We start from the raw sequence: 26,997 nt of genomic DNA on the forward strand, positions 1-26,997 counted from the left end.
TGCTATATCCTGTACAAGGAGGTGCTACAATGCTTCGGGTAGTGCTGATCGATGATGAACGACTCGCCCTGATTCAGCTGGAATCCACGCTCAGGGCGCTGGGATCGACCATTGTAACGGCAACCTATACCAATCCCCTGCTGGCTATGAGCGAAGCGGCCGGCTGGGAGGCAGATATTATTTTTCTTGATATTGATATGCCGGGGCTGAACGGCGTGGAGGCTGCGAGGCAGCTCGAAGAGTGCTGTCCCGGCTCAGCCATCGTATTCGTCTCCGCCCATAACAGCTTCGCGCTGGAAGCCTTCGAGGTTAGCGCGCAGGATTATCTGCTCAAGCCGGTCTCCAGGGAACGGCTGAGCCGGACCCTCCAGCGAATCAGGAGCCGGAAGGTCAACCAGGATGACACGGACAAGCCAGGCTTGCTGCTGATACGCTGCTTCAATGCTATCCAATTCGAACGGGGAGGCATCCCTATCCGGGATTTCCGCTGGCGCACATCCAAAGCCCAGGAGCTGTTCGCCTTCCTGCTATACCACCACGACCGGATCGTTGTGAAGGACAAGCTGATCGAGCTGCTCTGGCCCGAGGCCTCATTCAAGCGTGCCTCTACCCATCTGTATACGGCCATCTACCAGATCAGGCAATCTCTGAAAAGGGCGGACATCGGCCTTGTGATCAGCAATGCGAGCGTGGGTGAAGGGTATATGCTGGAGAGCGGCGATGCGCAGATCGATGCGGTACTGTGGGAGGAAGGGGTCGTCTCCCTGGACCCGGTCGATGATTATAACGTAGCGGAGCATGAAGAGCTGCTAAAACTCTATACCGGTGATTACTTGGGAGATTATGAGTACCTGTGGGCCGAGAGTGAACGGCAGCGGCTAAGGAACCTCTCCTTACAGCATGCCACAGAGCTGGCCGATTATTATACCGTCAAGGATAATATCACCAAGGCCGTCAACACCTATCAGCGGATTGTGGAGCTGCATCCCTACCACGAGCCGGGTTACCTGGCGCTCATGGAATTCTATAACCGGCTGGGTGAGCTGAGCTTCGTACAGGAGCAATATGAGAAGCTGCGCAGCCTGCTCTGGCGGGATCTGAAGCTCACTCCGTCCGCGAAGGTTGAGCGCTGGTATGCGAATTGGAAGCGTCTATATACTTGATTCCATGCCGGAACTTCGGCGATAACAGAATCCATACAAAAACGGTATGCCGCCCCCCGGTCAGGGGTTAGGCATACCGTTTCTTGTTGCACCCGCAGCTTTCATTATAGCGGCAGGACCTGCGCATCCGCGCTGTCCCGTCCTTTCAGTGAAAAGCTGCAGGACATGCGAATCCGCTGACATAACCGGTGTACACTGGTTCTCGTGCAGTAGCTACCCATGTCAGACGGACCTCACTCTTTCAATGTACCCATTACGGGGAACTTAAAACGCTCTGGCGAAGGTTCAGAAATTCATATAGACCACTGCGTAATCAGGAAAATCCTCCATCCATTTCACAATAGTCTTCGGCAGCTTGCTGGTGCCGGGAACATTCGTATAGAACCGCACGAAGGTCTCAGGAATCTCCTCTGAATCAGAGGCTTCATCCGAATCAAGCGCAGCCGCCCAGAAATGGCCCTGCTTATCATACATGATGATGGCTTCCGTAAGGGTGAACAGCCCTCTGACGCCGCCCTCTACCACTTTTGCCCCTTTACCGTCCAGATCCTTCGGCTCATCCAGCAGCTGCATACTGTACAGGAACAGATCATAATCTTCCCCTACCAGCTTACGGAAGGCCTTATCATCTGCGGCCGTCTTGAAGACACCCGTGTCACGCAGTGTGTAGACCGTCTCTTGCGAATCTCTTGTATATTGGCCGGTGTAGGTTACATTCGCCCCGGCAGAATACACCGGCGAAGGGCTGGTGACATATAGATTGCCGTTCAGCAGATAGAAAAAGACTACGGAACCGTCCTCTTCCTTGTAGACGGCCATCCGTTTGCGGACCACTGCCGACTCTTCATACAGCTGGCCGGAATGGGCGCCATCGTAGGCATCCATCGAGAAGACCAGCTTATCGCTCTTCACATTGCTGAATTCAACATAAGATCCGAAGAAGGGCGAATACGTCTCCATATACCACTCCCCGCTCCAGTCCGCTGCTGCCGGAACCTTGGCGCTGGCTGCGGCGGCAGCTGTCAATGCTTCTACCGGAAGCTGGCGGGTGCCGTCCGGGTTGCTCCATACTCCGGCGAAGCCGGTGCCGGGGATCCACCAGCCCTCGAAATGGCCGGTTTCCTTGCCCTTTGCATCGTATTCATACATATTTGCGTATTTGCCGCTGACTGTACCGGTGAGTCTAATTGTCTTCTTGTATTTATCATAATAATAACTTCCGGTCAGCTTCCCGCCGCTCTCCACCTTAATGGACATATGAATCGGCAGATTCCCGTTGATGGCGCCGGTCAGCGGCACCAGTCCGTTCGTGGCCGGACTCTGGGCGGGTGAAGCGGCAGCGGCCACCGTCCCGGCTGACGCAGCCTTCGCCTGTACGGAAGCAGCCTTTGCCCCCGGCGGCACCAGAATGGCAGGCAGCAGCAGCGCGGCCGCCAGCAGGATACTGATTTTACGGATAATTCTCACTATAACCCCTCCCTTTCACAACCATCTATAACAGCTATGTTACACTGTATGCCATCAATTACCCTTTTACAAGCAGGTAAAGCACAGGAAATAGAACCATTCACAGAAAAAATTCCCGTCAATAGAATCCATGGTGTGCAGTACTAGCATCAGGGTAATTCTATATACAAAGGAGATGATCCGCTATGCCAGAACATAACTATATAGGCCGGGAGCAGGATGAATCTATAATGAAGCTCAGTTTCCAGCCGGATGGCCTGCTGCCGAACAACCCGGAGCTTCCGGTCCTGCTGTATAAGGGTGTTCTCCGGGACCACCCGGAAGACACCGAACAGATCTTCAATAACAATGGCTGGCTGAACAGCTGGGTGAACGGCGTCTTCCCCTACCACCATTATCACAGCAACGCACATGAGGTGCTGGGCGTTATCTCCGGCAGCGCCAGCCTCCAGCTTGGCGGAGATGCCGGATACACCGCCAGCGTGGAGGCCGGTGACGTTGTGGTGCTGCCTGCCGGGACGGCACACAAGAAGCTCACGGCTTCGCCGGACTTCCGCATCGCCGGCGCTTATCCCGGCGGCATGGACTATAACACCCGCCGGGCGGACCCGGATGACTTCGCTGCGGCGCTCCCCGAGATCCGCGAAGTTCCGCTGCCGGAGCGTGATCCCGTATACGGCGAGGCTGGGCCGCTGTTGCGGCTGTGGAAGTAGATTACATTACACGCTTAAACAGCGGAGCGGGCGGAACGACCCGCGTAAAAGCGTAGCGCTCGCCCTGGTCTCCGGATTTTCACCGATTCGCTTTTGCAGTCCAGGGATTAACTTATGCGTTTGACCCTCCTGATTCGCTCCTTCCCCTGGACAATGCTATATAATGTTGTGTACAAATATCTGCTTAGGCATGGAGCCGGAATGAAGGGGGACCCTTGGATGTATCGGGTAGCGATATGTGAGGATGAAGAACAGCAGCGGGAGCTGGTGAAGAGGATTCTGGTCGGCTTATCCGTCAAGACAGATACCGAATTTGAAATTGAGCTGTTTCCTTCGGGAGAGGACTTAATCTCCCACTATGAACAGGGCGGAGCCCCCTTCCATATCCTGATTCTGGATGTGGAGATGGGCGGTATGAACGGGATTCAGGCGGCGCGCCGCTTGAGAAGCCAGAAGCATTTTGACGAACAGATTATATTCCTGACCAGCTATCCTGAATATATGGTGGAGAGCTTCGACGTGATTACCTTCCAGTATCTGATCAAGCCGGTCGCCCCGCAGCTCCTGGAGGAGAAGATCCTGAAGCTGTGTGATTACTTCCAGGCCCAGACTAAGAAATTCATGGTCATCAAGTCCGGGTATGAGGAAGTCGTCTTGCGACATGATGATATTATCGGGATTGAGGCGGCCAAGAGCCTGACAGTCAAGAGCAAGCTGAATGTGATTACCACCACGGAGATCTATGAGACCAGAGGGATTATTGCAGAGTACGCTTCAGCCCTACGCGACAGCCATTTCCTGCAGATCCACCGTTCGATTATTATCAACCTGCTGCATGTCCATAAGTTCGCGGGCGGCTCCGTGCTGATGTCAGGCGGGCAGGAGTTCCCCATCGGCCGGTCTAAAATCAAAGAGGTTAAGGACTTCTACACCAAATTCATGATCATGAAGGGCAGCTCCTATGACTCACTATAATCTGACTCTCGTCGTCTGTGTGGTACTGGTGATGTGCTTTCAGACCCAATTCTTCTTTGCCTCCGTGTTTGATAAGTCCGCCAGAAAGCCTAACCGGATCATATATTTCCTCATCTACGGGGTACTCTGCTTTCTCTACCTGGTCACCCCGCTGTCCCCTATATTCTCCTCCGGCGTAGCCTTGCTGATGATCTTCAGTATGGCGCAAGCCTATAAGGTGGAGATGAAGACCCAGGTGATCTTTTCCATGCTGTACGCTGTGCTGATGACGGTGGTCAGCTTTATCTCGCTGTATATTTTCTCAATGATAGATTCGGTAGACTACACCAGCATGGACACGGGTACGGGGATTGACCGGCAGGCCTTCATCAAGGGACTGATCCTAAGCTGCATTATTATGTTCCCGGTGATTCAGATCATCCGGCTGATCTCCAAGCGGCGAAGCGTCTCCCTGCCCTACCGGTATTATGTGATGTTCCTGATTGTCCCGCTCATCAGCACCTATCAGATCAACATCCTTACCGTTAACAGCACGAAGGATTTCTATTATTTTTTTGCGATTCTCGGCTTCCTGTTCTTGAATGTGATGATCGTCTATATCTTCGATACCATCACCGACAAGTTCCAGTTCATGCATGAGAACGCCCAGCTTCAGCACCAGATGAACTATCAGGACGCCAACTATGAGAAGACGGTACACAGCTTCAAGTCGATCAAAAGAATCATCCACGACACCCATCAGCAGTTTCTCTACATTGAAGAGTGTATCCGGCGGGATGATCCGGCGGCGGCTCTGGAGCATATCAAGCTCACGCTGAATAAAGTGGAGGATGCCTACCAGCGGGTCAACACCGGCCATCTGGTGGTGGATGCGCTGGTCACGAACACGCTGAATATCGGACAAGCGAACGGCATCCGAATCGACACCCGCCTTAAGCTGTTGTCCCGTGAGCTTCACATCGACCGTTATGACCTGTGCGTTGTGCTGGGCAACATGCTGGACAATGCCATTGAAGCCTCCAAAAAAGTACGGCTCGCCGAGGACCGCTACATTCTGATCCAGATGCACTCCAGTGAATCCGCCCTGTTCATCCATATCCTAAATCACACAGCTCCGGAGACCGCCCCATTGCAGAGCCGGAAGCCCGACCCGGAATACCACGGCATCGGCCTGACCAATATCTCCAGAATCTGCGAGAAGTACGGCGGGAATATGACGATTGAAGCCGGGCATCGGGAATTCAACAATATGGTGGTCCTCCCCTTCTCACGCGAATCATTTATATAAAATGCACTTTAGGGATCGTTATTAGCGTTTCAGGGTTGTTCAAGCCACGTTCCTCTCTTCTGCCTGTATGATAACTTCAGGAAGATTACCTAAGAGACACAAGAGGAGGAATTCAAGATGAACAAGTTAACTTCAGTCGTACTGGCTGCCATGTTAGTGATTCCTGCGGCCCCGGCTGCCGCGCGGGAGAAGGAGAGCCCGGTGCAGACAACAGCCCGCCTGCTGGGCTCGAAGATCGTATCCGATTACGGGGTAAGCGGCATGCAATATGCGATCAGGGATAGAGGTGCGATTACGGTATCCGGCGGCTTCGGTGTATCCGATAAGGCAGCCGGGACGCCGATCACCAAGGATACGATGTTCGGCATCGGCTCGGTCAGCAAAATGCATGTCTCCGCAGCCACGATGATGCTCGCAGAAGATAAGATCATTGACATTGATCAGCCGCTGACCACGTATCTGCCGCAGTTCAAGATGGCCGATGAGCGGTACAAGCAGATTACCCCGCGCATGTTAATGAACCACTCCTCGGGCCTGTACGGCAGCCACTACGGGAACAGCATTCTGATGGACGATGCCGATACACAGAATCATGATGAGCTGCTGACCAGGCTTCAGTCCGAACGCCTGAAATCCGATCCCGGCGCATATTCCGTATACTGCAATGACGGCTTTCAATTACTGGAGCTGATGATTGAGCAGGTGACGGGCAATAGCTATACAGAGTTCCTGGATCAGCACATGAGCAGCCCGCTGAAGCTAAGCTCCACCAAGACGCCGCTGGATACCTTTAACCGGCAGCGGCTCGCCAAGACCTACTTCCCTGGTCTAACGCAGGCATTGCCTAGCGAGAACGCCAATATCCTCGGAGCGGGTGGCCTCTATTCCACAGCCGAAGATCTGACCACATTCGCCGAGATGCTGAACGGAAAGCATCCAGACGTTCTGTCGAAAGCCTCCGCTACAGCGATGCAGCAGCCCGAATACAAGAACGGGATCTGGGTACCTGAGGAGAGAAACAGCTTCAATTACGGTCTGGGCTGGGATGCCGTAGTTCTGGCGCCGTTCAGTGATTACGGAATCACAGCCTTATCCAAAGGCGGAGATACCATCATGTATCACGCTGACCTGATTACCCTGCCGGAATCCGATATATCCATCGCGGTGCTCTCGTCAGGCGGAAGCTCAATCTATAACACCATTTTCGCCACCAATGTGCTGCTGGCCTACCTGAAGGACACCGGGAAGATTAACAAGATTCTGCCGGATGCTGCCTTCAAGCCTCCTGTTAAAGCGGCTATGCCTGCTGAGATGCAGTCCTTTGCGGGATTATATGGCACTGTCGGCGCAACCACAGCCATAACCATTAAGGACGGAGCGATTGATCTGCCTGCGCTTGAAGGGGGACTCATTCCTGCACAGAAGTATATCTATACCGGCAAGGGGCAGTTCACGAGCCCGGACGGCAGCGCCGCCATAAGCTTCGATAAACAGAAGAACGGCAAAACCTATTTGAAGCTGAATACCCACCTGAGCATCCCTGGTGTTGGTCAAATGCTAATGGTCACATATGAATATCAGAAGCTTGCGGTAAGTCCGCTGAATGCTTCTACGAAGCAGGCCTGGGCGCAAAGAGACGGGAAGCATTACTACGCTGTGGATGAGAAAATCAATTCCTTCTTCTACCTCTCCCCTTCCATCTTGACGAAGACTATTGAGGTTGAACAAGGCTATGCCACCGGGACGCGGATTGTGGACGAGAACACCGCCGTCAATGCGGCTGAAATTCCAGTGATGAACGGAAGAGATGCCTTCGATCTGACCTTCTCCAAGCAGAACGGTGCCGAATATTTAACCATTGACGGCAATGATTATATTAGCGAGAACGCCGTGAAGCCGATCTACGGAGGCCCTGCCTCTACCAGCACCGTTCCTGCGGGCGGCGAGAGTGTATGGTTCAAGATTGATAAGAAGGCTGCCGGCAAAACCATGACCGTTACCGCTCCCCCAAGCGGCGGTTTCGTTGTCTATGATGCCGACGGGATGATTGTAAGCCACTTCAAGGTAAGCAAAGACCCTTCGGTCCGGTTGCCGGAAGGAGGAATGGCCGTATTCGGCGGGCAAGCGGGCGATGTGTTCAGGATTGAGCTGCGATAACGCTTTCATATTTTATACACAGTTTCTCCCACTCTCTCAAACTTGCTTAATGGGTGACAGGTATGTTTTAATGTTATCAAATTGAATAATACTCTTATCCAGAGTTCGGTGGAGGGCTTCGCCCGATGATACCGCTGTGCCCGGCATGCTATAAGCATTAAGGCACAGCACTAGAGGCATCCCGGATGCCTTGCACAGATGAGAGGGTGCTGACAGTTGATGAGACTGCCCCCTTTAATTAGGGGGCTTTTTGTTTGAGAAGGGAGAGAAACGCATGACAGAGTGGATTACGGAATTTATACTCTTTTTCAAAGATTTGTCCTATGCAGGTATCGTCATCGCCTTGTCGTTTGAATTCGTACCTGCTGAAATCGTGCTGCCGCTTGCCGGATATTGGGTGTATCTTGGGGACATGAAGCTCCTGCTTACGATCCTGGCTGGTACTGTCGGGGGCACCTTCGGCCCGCTAACACTGTATGCCTTGGGCCGGTATGGCGGCAGGCCGATGGTCGATAAGTACGGCAAGTATCTGTTCATCCGCCCGCATCATCTGGAGGCCTCCGACCGTTTTTTTGAGAAATACGGCAGCGGTGTGGCCTTCTACGGACGCTTCATCCCCGGTGTAAGAACGCTGATCTCCATCCCTTGCGGAATCGCCAAAATGAATGTGTTCAAGTTCAGTCTGTACACCTTCCTGGCCATGCTTCCGATCACCTCGGTCTATGTCTATCTGGGCTTCAAGCTGGGCTCGCAGTGGGAGCATGTGGACGAGATCGTCAAGCCTTACCTTATTCCGGCGGCAACCCTGTTCCTGCTCGGCTTCGGACTGTACGTCTTGTCCAAGCGGCTAAGAAGAAGACAGGCTTAACGAATTTGCAGTTGATATTCAGGAGGAACTCATGGAGAATTGGTTCGAATGGCTGAAATACTTATTGCTGGGTCTCGTGCAGGGAGTGACGGAGCCGATTCCCGTCTCTTCCAGCGGGCACCTGATCATCGTACAACGACTGCTCGGCATGAAGCAGAATGGGCTATCCTTTGAAATCTTAACGAATACGGCATCCCTGATCGCCATCTGTTTTATTTTCCGCAAAGATATTCTGGATCTGATTACAGGTGCCTTCCATTATATGCGCACGCGCAATGCCAAGTACCGGTCGGAGTTCATGTTCTGCCTCTATATTGTGATAGGTACGATTCCTGCAGCCGTGGCTGCTGTGTTCTTCAAGGATACGATCGAACGCGTCTTCACCTCCGTACATACCGTATCCATCAGCTTACTTGTTACCGGGGTGGCCCTCTGGCTGATCCGCAATCTCCGCGGGCAAAAAAGAGACGGCAATCTTACCGTGCGGGATGCCATTCTTGTCGGACTGGCTCAGGCAGTGGCCCTGATTCCCGGTATCAGCCGTTCCGGTTCAACCGTGATCGCCTCGATCGCCGTCGGGATGAAGCAGGAGACCGCACTCAAGTTCTCCTTCATGCTGTACATTCCTATTAGTATCGGCGGTCTGATCCTGGGTGCATCCGACATCGTGCATGATCCTAACCGCTCCGCGCTGGCAATTCCCTTTATGATTGCCTTCCTCACCACACTGGTCGCCACTTATTACGCGATGCGCTGGTTCATCGGCATTATGGCGAAGGGGAACCTGATCTACTTTTCGTACTACTGCTTCGTGGTGGGCACGCTACTGCTGATCTTCCAGTAACAGAAACGGATGCCCTTACTATTCGCTCCAAGGCAACAGACGGGGATGCTCGTCAAGGATGGACTGATACTGCTCCTTCCAGCCGTACTTGCCATTCGGGTCCAGTTGCATATAACGCATATACTTCTCCAGCCGAAATTCCTGCTTCGACCAGCCGAGATGCTTAATCCGCAGGTTGCTCAATTGATGAGGCAATTCCCAAATATTCTCTGGCAACCGCCCGGAGTGTTGCGGGAGATCATTCCAGAGATAGGTAAAGTCTTCGCGGTAGCGGACCAGGAACGGCCGGTATCTCATGTGGGCCCGCCAGTACTTATCCTCGCGGTAATGGTTGTCATCCCATAGATCGTAGAGGCGGAAGCAGAATAAGTCGCAGTTCTCCGTTCTCAGCAGGGAGTCCACTTCTTCGGCAAAGCTGGGTTCAAAGATCTCATCCCCATCCAGATTAAGAATCCATTCCGGCTGGGTCGCAACCACCGCCTCCCACTGCTGCTTGCGCAGCTCGGATTCATTGTTGAAGCGGGAGACCGGATTATAAATCAACTTAAGCGGAATTCCCCCCAGAACCTCCTTAACTAATTCTGCTGTTTCATCTGTGCTGCCATCATCGATAATAACGGCCTCATCGATATATTTGCGGTGCTCTTCCAGAATCTTCCGCAGGAACCTTGAGGCTTCATTCTTGACGATCATCGTGAGAGTCAGCTTGTGCCGGCGTTGTGCCGCTGCCGGGGTGACAACATGTTCCGCATCAGCAGCTTGCAGCTTAATTAGATTAGCTTCTGCATCTGTTAGTTTTACGAACTCCTCCACTTTGTCAAGATCACTGTCTCTGTAGATATGCAGCGCCGGATAATGAGTATCCACGAAGAGGGGAATATCAAGTGCTGCTGCACGGATACAGAAATGGCGATCCTCTCCCCAATAGGAGAGGTTTCGGACCTTCTTGTAACTAATACCGGACTTGATGGCCTCGATGCTGATCAGAGTACAGGCACCAAGTCCGCCGACTTCATAGGTTCCCGGTTGCCTCATCTTAAGCAGAAAAGCATGCAGGCGGCGCTTGATCTCCTCAGGTGAAAGCTTTTCTCCCGGCAACGCTTCCCATTGGTTGTATTCGTCATGCATCCACACCTGCGGCTGTTCCAGCTTGCCCGGCTGCCACTGGGTCCAGAACACTTCAGCGATAATGTCCTTGCCTGAATTGATCAGCTGTTCCAGCGTACTTGGATGAAGAATAAGATCGGAATCCACCAGAAACAGATAATCATAGCCGAAAGCTTCCGCGCGCCGGATCATCTTATTTTTGAACTCGGCCACCTTCCAGACAAGGCTGATACGCCAGGCATGGGTATTATCATCGCGTATATAGTCATCATGGTAGCCAGAGGATTCCAGGAAGACTGTTCTCCCGCTTTGGGCGAACTGCTGCAGGAGTTCACTGGAAGCTGTATCCCGATTATCATCAATCAGATAGTAATGCAGCTCAATATTGTTAAGGTTGAGCCGCTGCAGCGACTTCAGAAAATGCTCCAGAATCTCCGGTTTCTGATGGATCGGGCTCCCAAGTAGCACTCGTTTTATCTTCTGATTCATATGAGCCCACTCCAGAATAAAGTTATCATGACTAGAACACCCCTTTGATTTGAAAATAATTGATATAACACAATATATATTAAGTGAGTTATCTAGATAAGCCTATTTTCCTGAAATTACAACCTTCTAGCCCGCCGGGCAAAACGACAAACACCCCTTAGAATCAATTGATCCTAAGGGGTGTTTGTCATTCAGCCTATTTATTTATTGCCCATCAGTATCTTCGCATAAGGCGAATCGATCGGGATCATGATGACCGGCTCATTCTTCAGCGTGGTCACATAACTCTGCAGCGTGCGGTAGAAGCTATAGAACTCAGGAGATTTGCCATAGGCCAGGTTATAGATCTTGGCAGCTTCCCCTTCGCCTGCGGCGATAATCTTCTTGGAGTCGGCTTCAGCCTGGGCCATCAGCTCCCGGGAGGCGCGGTCCGCCTTGGAGGTGATCTTCCGGGATTCCTCGTCCCCTTCGGACAGATAACGTGCAGCAATGGATTGACGGTCCGAGATCATCCGGTTGTACACGCTCTGCTTGTTCTCTTCCGGCAGGTCGGTACGCTTGATCCGTACGTCAATGACTTCAATTCCGTAATTATCCCGGGTCAAAGCCGCTACTACATCCTTAGTAATCTCATCATTAATATTGCCCCGTCCGGTATCCTCACTGATGATATTCTCATAGTTGACCTCCGACAGTTTGCGGCGCACCGAGTTGTAGACAGCTTCATCGATACGCTGGACCCCACCGCTGACCGATTGAACGGTTCTCAGGAACTGCGAGGCGTTGGTGATTCTCCAGACCGTATAATTATCAACCACAATCGGCTTCTGGTCCTTGGTCAGAATGCTGGTCGGCGAGCTCTCGTACGTCATCTGATACTTGGGCAGCTCCGAGACATTTTCGATAAAAGGAAGCTTGAACTTAAGCCCCGGCTCCTCCACCGCACGCATTGCTTCACCGAAACGGAGAACGACCTTATATTCCCCTTCCTTCACGATGTACATAGAGCCAGCCAGCAGAATAATCAGAACGATAGATGATATCAATAAGATGATCGGGTTTCTTTTCACTTGGCATCTCCTCCTTGCGGTGCGGCTGAAGGCGCCGGATTCACAGCGGCAGGAGCAGAGGGGCTATCCTTGGTGCTGCGCATCAGCTCATTCAGCGGCAGATAGTTCACAGTGTCACTGTTTGAGTTCGTAATGAAGATTCTGGCGTTAGGCAGGATCGTCTCCAGTGTCTCCAGGACCAGCCGGCTCTCGGTGACGCTCTGATTATTGGCATATTCGGCAAAAATCGCATTGAACCGCGCCACATCCCCCTGCGCATTCAGGATACGCGACTTCTTCTCGCCTTCGGCCCGCTCCAGCAGGGCCTGTGCTTCACCGCGCGCCTTCGGAATGATATCGTTCTCGTACTTCTTGGCGTTGTTGATCTTCGTATTCTTCTCTTCACGGGCATTCGTGACCTCGCGGAAGGCTTCCTCCACCTGGCCGCTTGGCGGCTCAATATCCTGGAACTTGATATCGATGATCTGAATGCCGGTGTTGTATTTCTTCTGCAGATCCACCAGCAGCACGCGGACTTTATCCTGAATGACCGTCTTCCCGTCGGTAATCGCATAGTCCAGCTTCTCGGAACCAATGACCGCACGGATCGAGGAGCTGGCCGAGTTGCGCAGGAATTTGTCCGGGTCATCAATGTTATACAGGTAATCACGGATATTGCTGATCTTCCACTGGACTACCGCATCGGCAGAGACAATATTCTCATCACCCGTAATCATCATAGCTTCATCATCCACCGGAACTGCTCCATCCGACTCTTGGCGGTACCCGATATGAATCCGCTGGGTCAGCTCGGCAGGCACGGTAATTACATCCTGGATGGGATAGGGCCATTTGAAATGGAGCCCGGCTGAGCTCTCACTCGTATACTTGCCGAAGGTCAGAATAGCCGCACGTTCCTGCTCCTGCACAGTATAAAATGAGGTGGCGCCGATATACAGCAACACAGCCGCAGCGGCTACCCCCACCCCTATCCTCTTGTACATGCCCGGCTTCAACTTCGGCAGCTTGAACCCTGGGATATTATCGCCATTCTGGTTCATGAAATTCAAGATGCATCGCTCCTTTTGGCGTATTTTAGTCTTATTAAAGGTTTATATACGTGAATAAATCAAAAAAGTCGCAACTATTTCAGCTTTGTTCAAGCTTTCTGCATTTTGCTGCGTTTCTCTCTGTCAATTGCCACTATTTCACGGTTTGGACTCATATCCCCTACCGGACATATGCTACAGAATTTGGTGAATACAATCAGTTAATCATATCAGACCAACACACCCGGTTCCTTGATCAGGACAGTAACCTGCAGGTACTATTTACTCCGTAGCAAACACTAGTACTCAAATGTTGATGCAATTTATGGAGCACAGTACGGACTAGGGCTGAAGCTTTATTGTACAGCAATGATTTGAGGTCATTTTCCTCCACTGCCCTTCGTTTTCACCGAAGGGCGCACACCAAAAGACGTTCCCGGCAGGTCGGGAACGTCTTTTGGTAACTCATATCCTAAGCGTAACGGACTCAGGAGTACTTATCTCTGCTGAAACTCCACGTTGGGACAAGTTACGGACCCCACAGTCCTTATCGCCCGCTCTTTCACCCAAAAACGTCTCTCAGACAGACTCTAAGGTCCCCTCGGTCCGTTAAGCCGCAAAAAGTGGCGTTTTCTTAAAAATAACGGCGCTCAGGTCCGTTAGAAGCCGATTTGGTTACTTCCGCTCCGGTAGGAGCCTACTCGGCTCTTGCAATGGTGCTTATCTTAATTACCCGACTTGTTACGGAAATAATTCTGCAGGAATTCCTTGGCCCGCTCGGACTTCGGATGATTGAACACCTCGTCCGGCGTCCCCTCCTCGACGATTTTCCCTTTGTCCAGGAAAAGCACCTTATTCGCTACTTCATAGACGAAGCTCATCTCATGCGAGACGAGAATCATCGTCTGACCTGTGGCGGCGGTCTTCTTGATCGTCTGCAGCACCTCGCCCACCAGCTCAGGATCAAGCGCAGAGGTGGGCTCGTCCAGGAGCAGCAGCTTCGGATTCATCGCCAGGGCGCGGGCAATGCCCACCCGCTGCTGCTGGCCGCCGGACAGATGCTTCGGATAATAATGCGCCCGCTCAGTAAGACCTACCTGCTCCAGCTGCTCCTGTGCAATCTGTGCGGCCTCGCGGTCGTTCATCCGCTTCACAATTTTCAGGCCTTCCTTGACATTATCCAGCGCCGTGCGGTGCTGGAACAGATTGAATTGCTGGAAGACCATCGCCGTCTGCTTCCGCAGCTCCAGCCGCTGCTTGTTCGTGATCGTGCTGAAATCGACCTTGAAGCCTTCGAGATCAAGCATCCCCTGATCCGCCTGCTCCAGGCAGTTGAGCGCACGCAGGAAGGTGGACTTGCCTGCACCGGATGAACCGATGATCGCTACAACATCGCCCTTCTCAATCTCCACCGACAAATCATCCAGAATCAGATTGCCGTGAAAGGACTTGGATAAATGGCTTACCTTAATCATCAGATCTCTCTCCTTCCCCAAGAGAACCAGCCGCGGTTCATGGCCCCGGCAGCGGAGTCCGGAATGGAGAATCTTTTCTCCAGGAATCTCAGAATCTGCTCAATCAGAATCGTCATGACCCAATAGATGATCGCCAGCGCGAGATACACCTCGAAGAAGCGGAAGTTGCTGCCGGAGATGATTTTACCCTTGGCTGTCATTTCGATTACACCCGCCACAAAGGCCAGGGAGGTCCCCTTCAGCAGTCCGATCAGTGCATTGCCCAGCGGCGGAATAGCCACCACCAGCGCCTGCGGAACGATGACTCTTCTGAGCACCTGAAGATACGTCATCCCCAGGGATTCAGCGGCCTCGATCTGGCCCTTGTTGACCGATTGCAGCGCAGCGCGGATCGTCTCCGAGTTGTACGCCGCTTCATTGAATGCGAAGGTGACCAGCACGAAGATCATCGCCGGAATGGCATTGATATTATAATCCGTCCCGTACTGCTGATTAATGAATTTGAGTAACAACGGAATTCCGTTATAGGTCAGATACAGCTGCACAATGATCGGCGTTCCCCGAATGAACGAGATGAAGACTGTGACTAGCTGGCTTAGCACGGGAATTCGGCGCATACGGATAATGGCGAACAACAGAGCAAACACAAGGCCGACGATCATCGAGATGACCGTAATCTGCAGACTCACAGGAAGGACCTCTAACAGACGAGGTATCGCTGTGAACACCGCGTTAATATCAAAAATCTCTCCCATGCAGACTACTTCCTTCCACGTTCAATTTACAGGGCGACGCTCTAACACGGTCTGACAGTCAACCGTCTGCCCTCATAGATAATTTCAGTATGATACCGTTCGTTGCTTACCGCATTAAGCCGCTCCACCAGGGAAGCCGCAGCTTCATCCGAAGCCAGGACCGGAAGCCCGCGCTTCGTCACCGTCTCATGAGTGAGTCTAAGATCAATCGGAATCAGCTCGTAGTCGAACCGCTTGTCCTCCACACTAAGATCGAACATGACCAGGAAGTTCTCGGAGAACTTGCGGTCGCTATAGAACCCCTGCCAATTCCCTTCGCTGTCCTTGGTTCTGTTCTTATGCAGGGTAGATGGAGCTTCATTCTCGGCATACCCGTAGGCGGTGAACATCTCGGGAGATACAATCGACTCTCCGGCTTCGAACTCCATGAACAGACTGCCTATGTTATAAAAAATAGGCTGGCCCTTATACAGCTCCACCCCTCTGGTGAAGTGGGCACCATGTCCGAAGACACAGCTCGCCCCGGCATCCACCGCCCCCCGCGCGAAGGTCTCAATGAACTCTGCGGGATAATCGGAGTACCAGTTCTCATTCTCCCCTTCATGCGTGTGCAGGCTGACAAAGACATAATCACTGCGCTCCGCAGCATCCTGGATGCTGCGGTAGATTTCCTGCTGATCCTGCTCATGCGCTACCGTTTTGACACGGGACTGTTCTCCCTTTTCGAAGGTTAAATAGCCTTCAAAAAATGAACCGAATTCATAGTAATTCTCCGATTTGCTCTTGAAGGTCTCAATCCGCTTGCCTTCCTCCATGCTGGAAGCGATGCCGATGCGCTCACTGATCTCCTTCAAGGTGCTGAAGTCCTGATCGTTCACGACATACGTACGCGACCAGCGGAGCGGGTTGACCCCCGGACGGGCTGGAACGCCGTTCCCCGGATTTGAGGCAGCGAATACTTCGCTTCTCGTCACATCGATAGTGATGATGGCGATCCGGCCATCTGCCGTATCCACGAACACCGGTTTACGCGCTTCATGCAGGCTCATGCCCACTCCAAGCGGGGTCAGACCGCGGGCTTCCGCCTCTTCGATCGTATCTACAAGGCCCTGGGTCCCGTAGTCCCCCGTATGATTATTCGCAAAGCTCACATAACGGATATTGAGCTTCCCGAATTCATCCAGCGCCTTGGGGCGTACACTGGTCTGGTAGCCGCGGCCTGCCGCCGGAGCGGTATTCAGGCGCGGGGTCACGAACTCTGCATTGGTAAAAGCTTCATCGGCCCCTTGCAGCAAAGCAAGCAGCTCCGGGTCCATCGTCTTATCTAAATTACTGCTGGAGAATAATGCATCTCCCGAGACTAGAAATTTCATGCGATCACCTTCCTTCGGTTACTCCATTAGCTCTTTTTTAGGCAAATAGTCGCCGCCAAGCTGCTCTTGGCTAATTTTCAACAGAGTACCATCCGCATACATTTCCTTGATTCTCTTGTTAACGGTATCCAACAGGGTGCTGTCCGCAGACTTTGAGAGCAGGATATAAGATCCTGGATCACTGTTCTCTGTAGAGAACGCAACGACCTTCAGATTGGTGAAGCCATGCTCCTTGATGGCCTTCTCGGCAGAGACACGGGAAATGATGCGCACATCGTATTTGCCGGCTTCAATACCTTCGAACTGCTTCACGAAATTCTCGTCAGTGTAGATAATCTCTGCTTTGGCATCCGGGTTCGCTTCATTATAATTCTCCAGCAGTGTGGCACCGGAGTTGCCTACTTCTGTTACGGCTTTATAGCCCTTCAGGTCTTCTACCGCCTTAAGGGTGTTATCGTCCTTGCGGACTACGAATACATTCGCATTCTCGATAATCGGGAGAGAGAAATTGTATTTGCCGCGTCTCTCGGGGTTGGAGCTGAAATTGTTCGCCCCCAGCTGGAAACGGCCATTATCCAGGCCAGTCAGAATCCCTTCGAATTCAATCGCCTGAACCTCTAGCTTATATTCCGGAAGGTCCTTGAAGATCGCCTTCATTACTTCCACATCGTAACCTGTCAACTGTCCGTCTTTCTCGTAGCTAAAAGGGTTACTTACCCCGCTCGTTGCCGCAACGATGGTCTTCGTACCGGCTCCCGCGCCGTTTGTCTCTGCGGAGCCTGCGTCATTCTTAGTTCCATTACCGCAGCCTGCAATGACCAACCCGAGCAACACCATCAGAACGCCTGGCACAAATTTCTTCTTCATTATAACTTCCCCCTCGTCTAGTAAAAGATCTCTCTTGTTGTCTACGATGTCCAACTTATCATAGTCATTTAGTCTGGAATTATTATGTCACGGGGTATACACGGTGTCAAGGTGAACGGGTAAAGGATTTGACGAATGGTGGCGAATAAAGTCGATTGGAGGCTAAGCCTCCAGCATAATATATGTATCCCCCAGGCGGCTGGGGAGTATTCCCCAGATGTTTCTCACAAATGAAACACGTAGTAGTCATGCGTATCGCCTCTTTCTATTCGGATAGTTAGCTGACTGCTCGCGTTTAAAACATCCACAACGTCCAGCAAATCCGGTATTTTTCGGTACACTCATCATACTTTAGGAATCGGCCCCATATGCATTAAAAGACAGCTTAACGGGTACGAAGCCAGACCTGAAGGATGGAAGGAGAATCTGCCTTGACCTTAAATATACCGCTTGAATTCGCTGAGCGATTTGCTCAGCTTGGAAGCAACACTTACATCGGGCAAGGGGGCGTAATTGAGTCTCCAGAGCTAATATCTATAGGCAATAATGTTTCTGTTGAAGCTCCGCACTATATCAAGACAGCAGCCATAGACCAACAGCTTCCTCATGAGGGTCCAGTTATCTGTATAGGAGACGGATGTCAGATCAACAGAGGGGTACAGATCACAGCATCCCCCAAGATTATCTTAGAGCCAAATCTTCTTATCTATTCCAATGTTCAAATGGAAGGTGAAATCGCCATTGGCGAAGGCTCCTGGATCGGAGCAAATTGCCGCCTGTCAGGGAATATACGTATTGGAGCTGGGAGCGTAGTTAAGGCAAACAGTACGGTCTTGGACAATGTTCCCGACTACTGCGTGGTTTCAGGTAATCCCGCATCGATTGTGCAGGTCTATGAGACTGCCTCCGGCAGTTGGGTGGATGTGTCTGATCATGACCAAGCCCAGGCCGTTCTTACTGCCCGAAGCCGTCTCCCCCTGTTATCTATCTGCATCCCGACTTACAACCGTGCGCCTTATCTGGACACCTGCCTTCATTCAATTTACTCACAGATCGGGAATAACGAACTGATCGAAGTAGTGGTATCCGATAATGCCTCTACAGATGCCACACCAGATGTCATAGACAAGTATATGTCCCTTTACTCCAATATGAGAGCAGTTCGAAATGACACTAATGTTGGTGCAGACCCTAATATTTATTTTGTTACAACATTGGGAAGAGGAAAATTTGTGAAAATGCATGGAGATGATGATTATTTTCTCCCCGGCAAGATCATGCCCCTCCTTCATGTACTGGACAGTCATCCGGAATGCGGAGTCATTCATATTAGTATAATAAACGGAAATGGGCCTCCCCGCTTAGACTCTGGGATTAGCAATTTCCTGGCCGCCACCACTCTTTATGGAGCGTTTATCAGTTCAGTTGTATTAAGGCGTGAGGATTTGGAGAAGATCGAGAATCCCACCCTATTTATGGCTTCTAAATTCAATCAATTATATCTGCAATATTCCATATTAAAGGATAACCCGAACTTCTGCATCATGTACGATAGTATGTTCAGTTATGGCGGTGCTTACAATCCTAAATACAGTTTTGCTGAAGTGTTCTTCAACGGTTATCCATCTATCCTAAGCCACTTCTTGAGCTCTGGCTTAACTGCTGAAGATATTGCCAGAGAGAAAAGACAAACTCTCTATCATTACACCATACCATGGCTACGGAATAATAAAGCAACTGTGACCACTGATGAATTTGAAGGAATCTATACAAAATACTATCACGAAGAACCCTATTATGAGGATGGCTTAGCCATCATGGAAGCAATACGCCAATCATAACTCATATTTCAGAAAGGAAGTTCATATGTCACACTCCTTAGAGTCTGAAACAGTATCCAGCTTCTATTACTATGGCAACAATACAGAGATCGCTGCCAACGGACAACTCAAGCATCCCGAACTCATTCTGATTGGTGATAGGGTAACCATTAAGGGAGATTACTCCATACAGCCTGAAGCACAAGCTTCTTTGCCTCTACCCAAAATTATTATCGGGGATGATTGTAAATGTGAACAAGGGCTCACTCTTCATGCCATCAACCGTATTGAGATTAAATCTAATGTGACGATAGGCTCTAATGTTAGTATATCGGATGCCAGACAGGAGTACCGCCAGATTGGAATCCCGGTAAAGGCACAAGGATGGATGGACGGCGCCGGAGAGGTTATCATCGGGGAAGGAACGCAAATTGGAGAGGGAACGGTTATTGCAGGTAATATCCGAATAGGCAAGCATAGCGTGATCTATCCGGGAAGTGTCATTGAACAAGATCTTCCGGATTATTGTGTGGCAGGAGGGTCCCCCGCACAGATTCAGCAGCATGAACCAATTGTACACCCTATCTCACCGGATGCTACTCCGCTTCTCTCCATTTGTATTCCAACCTATAACCGCGCAGCCAACCTTGATCTATGCCTTTCCTCTATATTCAGCCAATTACAGGACGATAGCCGGGTTGAAGTCATTGTCTGTGACAATGCCTCTACAGACGCCACCCCTCAGGTGATCGCACGTTATGCCAGCCGCTATCCAAGACTGAAATCATTCAGAAACAGTTCGAATATCGGGGGGGACCGCAATATATATCTTGTAGCTCAATTAGCGAAGGGGACGTTTCTAAAATGGCAGGGCGATGATGATTATTGTGTGGAGCATTCCATCCCCTCCCTGCTTGAGGTCATCCATAATCATACAGAGTGCGGAATTATATATTTGAATGTTCATAATCATGATGGCCAGGTTTATACTGCAAAAGGCGCATCGGCTTATCTTCGAGCCTCAGGTATTATGTGTACTTTTATTTCCGGCATCATTTTGAGAAGAGAGGATTTTGAACAAATCGAAGAACCCTTCCGGTATATCGATTCATCGCTGAATCAAGCTTACATGCAATATGAGATATTAACCAGAAATCCTCACTTTTGCGTGGTTAACCGGAGAGTGTTCGATTTTTCCGGGAATCCTCCTGCAGGATACAATTTCGGTGAAGTCGTTTTTAGTAATTATCAGACAATTTTGAGTCATTTTATTGGCAAAGGTTTGACCGCAGAGGACGTCCGGGAAGAGAAACGAAATTCTCTCTTTAATTACATTCTCGGTTGGTATTGGGGAATCATGCGTGATCACGCCCCTGTTTTTACCGATGATTTTGAGGATCTCTTTAGAAAATTTTATGGAGATGAGTCCTATTTCGAAGATGTCCTGCTGCAAATTGCAAGTATAAAAGCTCTGGCACAAAGCTAAGGAGGGATTTAGTATGCATAAACCGGATACACTTCAGGCAAACCATAAGCCAGATTCACAGGAATCTCAGATGTCCAATTTAATGAATTACGCCAACTTTCTATATAACCAGAAAAATTATGAGAACGCTGCTGTGTTCTATGAAAAGTTTCTTTTGGAAGCAAAGACGATAAATGAAGAAACCTATGAAGCCTACGGGAGACTCTCGGATTGTTACGTTGCTGCCGGGGATGTGAATAAAGCCTTGTTAGCAGCTTTCCAATCCTTTGCTTCTGGAGTTCCCCACCCCGTAATCTGTTACAAAATCGGTACTTCATTCATGCAGAAAGGTCAAGTGAACCTAGCAATTTTTTGGTTTGATATGGCTACAAAAGAAACGATAGTAAATGGGCACATTAACTATGATGCCTCTTTTGCAAACTGGCTACCCCATTTACAATTGTGTGTATGCTATGAATTGCTCGGTGAACATGAGAAAGCCTATCATCATCACAAATTAGCTCAAAAATATTATCCCGATCATCCAAGTATAGTGTACAATCAAAAGTATTTTGAATCGTTGTTCTACAGAATTGCTCCCTCCTCGTCAAGTGTTCTAAAAGAGGCTGAAGTATTGGGGCGAAACGACACAGATTCCATAGATATCAACTCCGAAATACTGAATACAGAACAAAACGATGTAGTTTTCACAGGAGAACGGGTTGTCATTAACGATGCCGTCAAGAAGAATCATGGAGATGTACTTGAGGAGCACCTGAACAGATACAGATTAGCCCAAAAGTTCGTCAAGGATAAACGGGTGCTGGATGCGGCCTGCGGGGCAGGGTATGGCAGTAAAATGCTGCAGGTGGCCGGAGCAAGTCATGTCCTTGGCGTAGATATTGATGAAGCCAGCTTGGCCAATGCGCGTAAAACATATGGTCATGATCAGATTGATTATGCTTACGGTAATGTAAATAAGCTTGAACTTGAAGATAACAGCTTTGATGTCGTTGTTTCCTTTGAGACTATTGAGCATATCGATGACGGCAGCGTATGGATTAAAGAATCTGCCAGGCTTTTAAAAGATGATGGTATCTTCATTGTCTCCACGCCTAACCGTAGTATTGCAAACCCTGCCGCCTACTTTGTGGAGCAGCCAAGAAATCATTATCACAAATATGAATATACGATTACTGAGCTTGTGGGGGAGTTACTGAAAGAATATGATATCCTGGAGTTGTACGGGCAAACCTTCGTCTCGGATTATTCAGCCTTCCAAGCCCAAGTTGTCAGAAATGCGAGAGCGATGCCTCCTACAACCACGCCTTATGACAATCCCGTCATTAACGGATACGAGCTAATGGATCTCGGAAGAGTTAAAGATATAAATCCCTTGTATGTGGTGGTCGTGTGCAGAAAAAAACGAGACCTTCCTGTAGACAAATAAATAGGATGGAATTCGAACAGGACCGGCCCATTGAGGCTGGTCCTGTCTTTGTTTGATGAAATCATTACCTCTTGCAGACTGTTAGGTAGCAGTAGCAGGCAAGTTGGGGGTACCCCGGTGGTGTCATTATTGTCTACAATAACCTCTTCACCAGGAAGGGTCGGCGGGGTACCGCTGCCCAGATCAAAAGAAGCCTTGAACGCCTTGCCCTTGGCCGCGCTGACATTCACCGTTAACTGGATGGTCGGGCTGAGCTGTGTCACCGTAATTCCGGCATCTGCCGTATATCCGCTTGCTGAACGGTCCAGTTCTACCTCAATTACGCCGGTTCCCGCTTGGGTCGGATCGCTTACGGACAGCTCCAAGGTATCCCCGGCTTCCCGGGTCATCACCGCCGCTTTTTTGTTAACGGTGATCAGGTCGGCGGAGTTTGCCCCATCCTCCCAGAAATTCGCTGCGGTGATGCCGAGTTTTGTTTCTTTTACCGCCTGAACACTGGATGAATTCGCAAGCACTTGAATGTCTGGAGCAGCAGCATAAGCGGCTACTTGGGCGGCTGTCTTGCCCGGCAGCAGAACATATTGAACTTCCGCGCCATTCGGATTGACGCCATGCTCCAGCCATAAGGTCATATAATTGCGGGTGATCGGCGTGGAAGGTGTGACCGGACGGGGGTTGATCTGCTTCCAGTTGCCAGTTCTGGCTTCTATCTTAGCGGCAAGCGATACCGTCTGTGGAAAATAATACCCCGTATCCGCACCGGCGGTACTTCCCGACAAATGAGCCCACTCCACCTGATCCAGGGTCGATGCCCCGCCCAAAATGGCAGGCTGCACTTCACCGTTCACAGTTAGCGTATTGCTGCCCGCCGTGTTCAGCTTCCGGTTCTCAACGATCGTCTCCACAGCAATATTATCCGTGCTGCTGATGCCCGCGCCGAGAGCAACCACTTCGTCATCGAACATAAACCAAGATTTCTTGGCTCCAAGCGTACGGCCTGCATACTGCAACTCCATGCCCGAGCTTCCATATAGATTCTGGATATCGGTGCCGCCAGTCCATGGCTTGGTGCTGGTGTGGCTGCTTGAAGCGGTCTGGGACAGCACCGTTGTTCCCGGCAGGCGGTAACTATCGACTGTTGGCCAGTAATCCTCACTGTATTGTCCAAGATCACTGTTATATAAGCTGGTCATACCGGCCGAGGTATACCAGGCTTTGGCGTTCTCGCTGTTGATCGCTTCGTAGCTGCTGATGCGGCTGGAATACATCGCAAGCCCGAAGCTATAGCCCGGACGATGCTGAACGGCCCGGTCCATCGCCGAAAACTGCTTATAACCTATAAGCTCTGCCGCCGGTTCAATCAACGGGTCCCCGGTTATAGTCTTGGCCTGAGCGATAGCGGGTACGGGAGCATCGGTATAGAAGGATTTGAACGTATCTGACAGAATCCAGCCCTTAAGCATCTTCTTAAAATCGGCTGATGGAGCGGGCGGCGCAATTGCAGACAGCAGCAGAATCCCTTGCATCACCCGATGCCCCGCTTCATGGTCCTGACTGTAATGCCTGGAGATTTCCCGGCCCCGGACCATGTCCATGATCGCCCCCTTGTACATCACCGGCTGATAGGAGTTATACACCCATTCCCACACATTGGACTGCTTGGGATCAGCGACCTGCCAGGAAGAGCCGTGAAGCATCACCATCAGATCACTCACGGCCAGCAGCAGATCAATTCCATAACCTCCGGTATAGGGGATATTGTTATGCTGAATGAATGAACCATCCAGGTAGAATCCATCCCCGCTAAGCGTATAGTTGAAAATGGAGGACAGACCATCGCGCGCGGCGGCGATTTTGGCCCCGTCTTTGACGAGGATTCCCCGCTCGCCTACAACTATCGCTTTCCAGGCACGGTTGGCTCCGGTCAAGGTAACTGCGGGCGAGAAGCGTTCCACCGCTGTCATATAATTAGTGACTTGAGCCGGGCTCAAAACGTCATACATCAGCACCGCCGTATCATTAAGCTGCATGGGAATGCCGATTTGCCAATCCCACCAGTTACTCGTTCCGCTGGCCGTCGGCGTTACCGCCTCATGATATCGGGTGGTGTACATATAATCGAGTGCAGCCACGATATCGCTCCCGAGCTGACTATCCCCATGCAGCGCCGTGCCGGCCGTGGCATACGCGAGCGCCATCGTCTTCAGCCGTTCATAGGTTACCCGGATCTGAATCGAGTTCCCGATGCCCGGGTTATCGCTCCACAGATAGGTACGGCTGGGCGCGGTATTCATCGTCTGCCAGTAACCGTTCGCTTCGTTCGCCAGCTTGGTGAGGGCTGCGGCAATATCAGCATCCGCCGTATTCAGGGTGGCCCCTCCTGTAAGCATCACCTTCCGGTTCTCCCGCATCCCGTCGAATTCATCCGCCGCACGGGCACGTCCCGTTACTCCCCCCAACCCGCTGATCGACAGCAGCAGCACTAACGCCACCAAGCCGCTTTTCATGAGTAACCTTCTCGTTAACGTACCTCTCATTCCCAACCTTCTCATCCATAACCCCCCCTTTTCGTCAGATTCAACCTTTTCACGAAACAGATAGTCTGGCTTTCTGGCATAGACAAGCTTGCTGTTCCTGCGCTCATGTTGCGGCTTTCCTTCATACGAACTTGCTTACCCTGCTCATAGTTCGGCTTTACTCACACAAACATGCTTTCTGCACCCACGCTCAAGCATTCCCCACTCATAAAGACACTCGTTGTAAAGCGCTTACATTTAATAGTATAGATAGGGTCTGGTAGTAAAAGAAACTGCCTGCATTCGAGAAAAGGTATGAGATTTCGAGTGTTACGGTGAAGATGTGCCTTATTTACGCCTGCTGACCACTTTCTGCGGATTGAGGTGCACATTTACTCCTCATTCACGCCCACCGCCCACTTTCTGCGGATTGGAGTGCACTTTTACACCTCACTCCCGCCTGCCGCCCACTTTTGACGGATTGAGGTGCACTTTTGCTCTTCACTCACGCCTGCCGCCCACTTTTGACGGATTGAGGTGCACTTTTACACCTCATTCACGCCTACCGTCCGCTTTTGTCGGAATAAGGTGCACTTTTACACCTCACTCACGTATGCCGCACACTTTCGGTCTACTCAAAGTGATTTATGCCTCTTATTTCCTCCTCTAGCCCACTTCCACCCAATCAAAGGGATTTATACCTCTCATCCCCTTATTTAACCAACTCCTAGCTAATTCAGAGGGATTTCTCCCTCTGAATCTTCCAAAAAAGCCGCAGAAGCTTGCGGCCTGCGGCTTGCAACTTACCGCCTACAACCTGCGGTTACGATTTACGATTTCTGGGTTACGGTTTACGGTTTACGGTTTACGGTTTACGGTTTACGGTTTACGGTTTACGGTTTACGGTTTACGGTTTACCACACACAGCTAACCAGCTCAGTACACTTCATAACTAAGCTGGTCGTCTAGTTCATCCTCATGGTCAAACACTGCATAGATGCAGAGCTGACCGGCCGGTGTATCCCCGGCATCGTAGCCGATACGGAAGGAGTGGTCTTCGGCAAACGTCAAGTCGGCCAGCACCAGCTCATTCACATCTTCATCAGGATGAGCGGCCGCAATTAGCTGCAATACCCGGTCAAGCCGACCCTCCAGCTCTCCCCATACCTCCTGAATCCGCGGAGTCAAGCCGCTCATGGCTGCCTGGGTGGGAACTTCCGCTGTAACGGTAAGCCCGCTCTCCTTGAAGTGAAGCTCCGCCTTATAACAGGTGAAGGCAGTATCATATTGAAAAATCCCTACTCCCTCTACCCTATGATCCGGCTGCGTGATGAGGTTATTGGAATAATCCAATTGTACAAGCTGCGAATGCAGGCTCGTATCGACTACGGTAAGTTTGTTCTGAGAACAATAGAGTTCGGTTAACTGGCTATTGTGACTGAGGTCCAGACTCGTAATATGATTATTGAAGCATCGCAGACTCGTAAGAGACGGATTGCCACTGGTGTCGAGACCTGTTAAGTGATTATGATTACAGCGGACTTCCGTCAGCTCTCTACAGCTTGCTATATCCAGGTCAATTAGATAATTGCTGCCACAATCGAGCCGCTCCAGTGCCGTATTGTCTTGAAGCCGCAATTCATGCAGCGAGTTATAACTGCCATTCAGTACCTTGAGCCAGGGATTGCTGCTTAACTCCAGTTTGGACAACATATTCTCATGACACTCCAGCTTCTCTAGCGCAAGATTCTGGCTGAGGTCCAGAGTACGGATATGGTTCCTGCTACAGTCCAGTTCCTTCAACAGCCGATTCGGCTGAGTATTCAGCTCAATCAGCCGGTTGCTCCGGCAGTTCACAGTAACCAGTTCCGCATTCTGGCTAAGGTCAAGCACGGTTAACTCATTATACGAACACTCCAGCTCCTGAAGCGCCGTAAAGTGTTCGATCCCCTGTAGACTAGAGAGCTTGCAGCCCTCAAGCTTCAGCGTAGCCACTGTGTCAAGATCGCTCCTGAAGATGGATTCACGGCCACCGCAGAAGTGGTCCCTTACGAACTGCCGGAAACGTTCATCTGCGAAATCATCGGTAATTGAAATCTGCATGGTA

The 26,997-nt window shown here is 50.8% G+C and carries 19 protein-coding genes and 1 pseudogene; 10 read left to right on the forward strand and 10 right to left on the reverse strand.

The genetic code is table 11. From position 1 onward, the window contains the following. The first annotated feature begins 29 nt into the window (after window positions 1-29). Complete coding sequence (locus NST43_RS21595) at window positions 30-1,163, forward strand: response regulator (RefSeq protein WP_209985061.1); 1,134 nt, start codon at window positions 30-32, stop codon at window positions 1,161-1,163. 285 nt (window positions 1,164-1,448) lie between these two features. Here NST43_RS21595 and NST43_RS21600 read toward each other — a convergent pair whose 3' ends face one another. Continuing rightward, a complete protein-coding gene (locus NST43_RS21600; RefSeq protein ID WP_339219299.1) occupies window positions 1,449-2,630 on the reverse strand; it encodes a hypothetical protein in 1,182 nt (393 codons plus the stop codon). A gap of 230 nt (window positions 2,631-2,860) precedes the next feature. On the opposite strand from NST43_RS21600, the gene NST43_RS21605 reads away from it, so the two are divergent. From NST43_RS21605 to NST43_RS21630, 6 genes are all read left to right on the forward strand, one after another. After that, window positions 2,861-3,343, forward strand: coding sequence for a cupin domain-containing protein (locus NST43_RS21605; protein WP_209985210.1), 483 nt, complete (start codon window positions 2,861-2,863; stop codon window positions 3,341-3,343). Window positions 3,344-3,562: 219 nt separating this feature from the next. Further along, window positions 3,563-4,318: a LytTR family DNA-binding domain-containing protein gene (locus NST43_RS21610; protein WP_209985066.1), complete on the forward strand. Its 756-nt coding sequence runs from the start codon at window positions 3,563-3,565 to the stop codon at window positions 4,316-4,318. Continuing rightward, a complete protein-coding gene (locus NST43_RS21615) occupies window positions 4,305-5,606 on the forward strand; it encodes a GHKL domain-containing protein (RefSeq protein WP_339219301.1) in 1,302 nt (433 codons plus the stop codon). Before NST43_RS21610 ends, NST43_RS21615 begins: the two co-directional genes overlap by 14 nt. Window positions 5,607-5,723: 117 nt before the next feature. Further along, window positions 5,724-7,763 (forward strand): serine hydrolase domain-containing protein, encoded by a 2,040-nt coding sequence (locus tag NST43_RS21620; RefSeq protein ID WP_339219302.1) that lies wholly within the window; start codon window positions 5,724-5,726, stop codon window positions 7,761-7,763. Window positions 7,764-8,037: 274 nt separating this feature from the next. Beyond that, on the forward strand, window positions 8,038-8,631 hold the full coding sequence (locus NST43_RS21625; RefSeq protein WP_209985076.1) for a DedA family protein: 594 nt from the start codon (window positions 8,038-8,040) through the stop codon (window positions 8,629-8,631). A 31-nt stretch (window positions 8,632-8,662) separates the two neighbouring features. Next, a complete protein-coding gene (locus NST43_RS21630; protein WP_339219303.1) occupies window positions 8,663-9,475 on the forward strand; it encodes an undecaprenyl-diphosphate phosphatase in 813 nt (270 codons plus the stop codon). An 18-nt stretch (window positions 9,476-9,493) separates the two neighbouring features. Here NST43_RS21630 and NST43_RS21635 read toward each other — a convergent pair whose 3' ends face one another. The 7 genes from NST43_RS21635 to NST43_RS21665 all read right to left on the reverse strand — a co-directional run bounded on the left by NST43_RS21635 (window position 9,494) and on the right by NST43_RS21665 (window position 17,639). Beyond that, window positions 9,494-11,071 (reverse strand): glycosyltransferase family 2 protein, encoded by a 1,578-nt coding sequence (locus NST43_RS21635; RefSeq protein WP_339219304.1) that lies wholly within the window; start codon window positions 11,069-11,071, stop codon window positions 9,494-9,496. A gap of 200 nt (window positions 11,072-11,271) precedes the next feature. Then, on the reverse strand, window positions 11,272-12,141 hold the full coding sequence (locus tag NST43_RS21640; RefSeq protein ID WP_339219306.1) for a protease modulator HflC: 870 nt from the start codon (window positions 12,139-12,141) through the stop codon (window positions 11,272-11,274). Beyond that, window positions 12,138-13,181: an FtsH protease activity modulator HflK gene (hflK, locus tag NST43_RS21645; protein WP_209985217.1), complete on the reverse strand. Its 1,044-nt coding sequence runs from the start codon at window positions 13,179-13,181 to the stop codon at window positions 12,138-12,140. Before hflK ends, NST43_RS21640 begins: the two co-directional genes overlap by 4 nt. Window positions 13,182-13,894: 713 nt before the next feature. Then, window positions 13,895-14,644 (reverse strand): amino acid ABC transporter ATP-binding protein, encoded by a 750-nt coding sequence (locus tag NST43_RS21650; protein ID WP_339219307.1) that lies wholly within the window; start codon window positions 14,642-14,644, stop codon window positions 13,895-13,897. After that, entirely contained in the window at window positions 14,644-15,399 is a 756-nt protein-coding gene (locus NST43_RS21655; RefSeq protein WP_339219309.1) for an amino acid ABC transporter permease, read from the reverse strand. Before NST43_RS21655 ends, NST43_RS21650 begins: the two co-directional genes overlap by 1 nt. Window positions 15,400-15,440: 41 nt before the next feature. Then, window positions 15,441-16,772 (reverse strand): CapA family protein, encoded by a 1,332-nt coding sequence (locus NST43_RS21660; RefSeq protein ID WP_339219311.1) that lies wholly within the window; start codon window positions 16,770-16,772, stop codon window positions 15,441-15,443. Between the two features lie 18 nt (window positions 16,773-16,790). Then, window positions 16,791-17,639 carry a transporter substrate-binding domain-containing protein gene (locus NST43_RS21665; RefSeq protein WP_339219313.1) on the reverse strand — a complete coding sequence of 283 codons (849 nt, stop codon included), beginning with the start codon at window positions 17,637-17,639 and terminating at the stop codon, window positions 16,791-16,793. 431 nt (window positions 17,640-18,070) lie between these two features. Between NST43_RS21665 and NST43_RS21670 the strand changes: the two genes are divergently transcribed. Genes NST43_RS21670 through NST43_RS21680 form a run of 3 tightly spaced genes read left to right on the forward strand, consistent with a single transcriptional unit; the run spans window position 18,071 to window position 22,374 of the window. Beyond that, window positions 18,071-19,480 carry a glycosyltransferase gene (locus NST43_RS21670; RefSeq protein WP_339219314.1) on the forward strand — a complete coding sequence of 470 codons (1,410 nt, stop codon included), beginning with the start codon at window positions 18,071-18,073 and terminating at the stop codon, window positions 19,478-19,480. A gap of 25 nt (window positions 19,481-19,505) precedes the next feature. Continuing rightward, entirely contained in the window at window positions 19,506-20,945 is a 1,440-nt protein-coding gene (locus tag NST43_RS21675) for a glycosyltransferase (protein WP_339219315.1), read from the forward strand. A gap of 13 nt (window positions 20,946-20,958) precedes the next feature. Further along, window positions 20,959-22,374: a class I SAM-dependent methyltransferase gene (locus tag NST43_RS21680; RefSeq protein WP_339219317.1), complete on the forward strand. Its 1,416-nt coding sequence runs from the start codon at window positions 20,959-20,961 to the stop codon at window positions 22,372-22,374. Between the two features lie 332 nt (window positions 22,375-22,706). Here NST43_RS21680 and NST43_RS21685 read toward each other — a convergent pair. Continuing rightward, a pseudogene (locus NST43_RS21685) lies at window positions 22,707-24,926 on the reverse strand (polysaccharide lyase 8 family protein); the annotation flags it as partial. 900 nt (window positions 24,927-25,826) lie between these two features. Further along, window positions 25,827-26,993, reverse strand: coding sequence for a leucine-rich repeat domain-containing protein (locus tag NST43_RS21690; RefSeq protein ID WP_339219318.1), 1,167 nt, complete (start codon window positions 26,991-26,993; stop codon window positions 25,827-25,829). Between the last annotated feature and the right edge of the window lie 4 nt (window positions 26,994-26,997).

It is taken from the genome of Paenibacillus sp. FSL H8-0332, assembly GCF_037963835.1.
Lineage (GTDB): Bacteria > Bacillota > Bacilli > Paenibacillales > Paenibacillaceae > Paenibacillus_AQ > Paenibacillus_AQ rhizoplanae.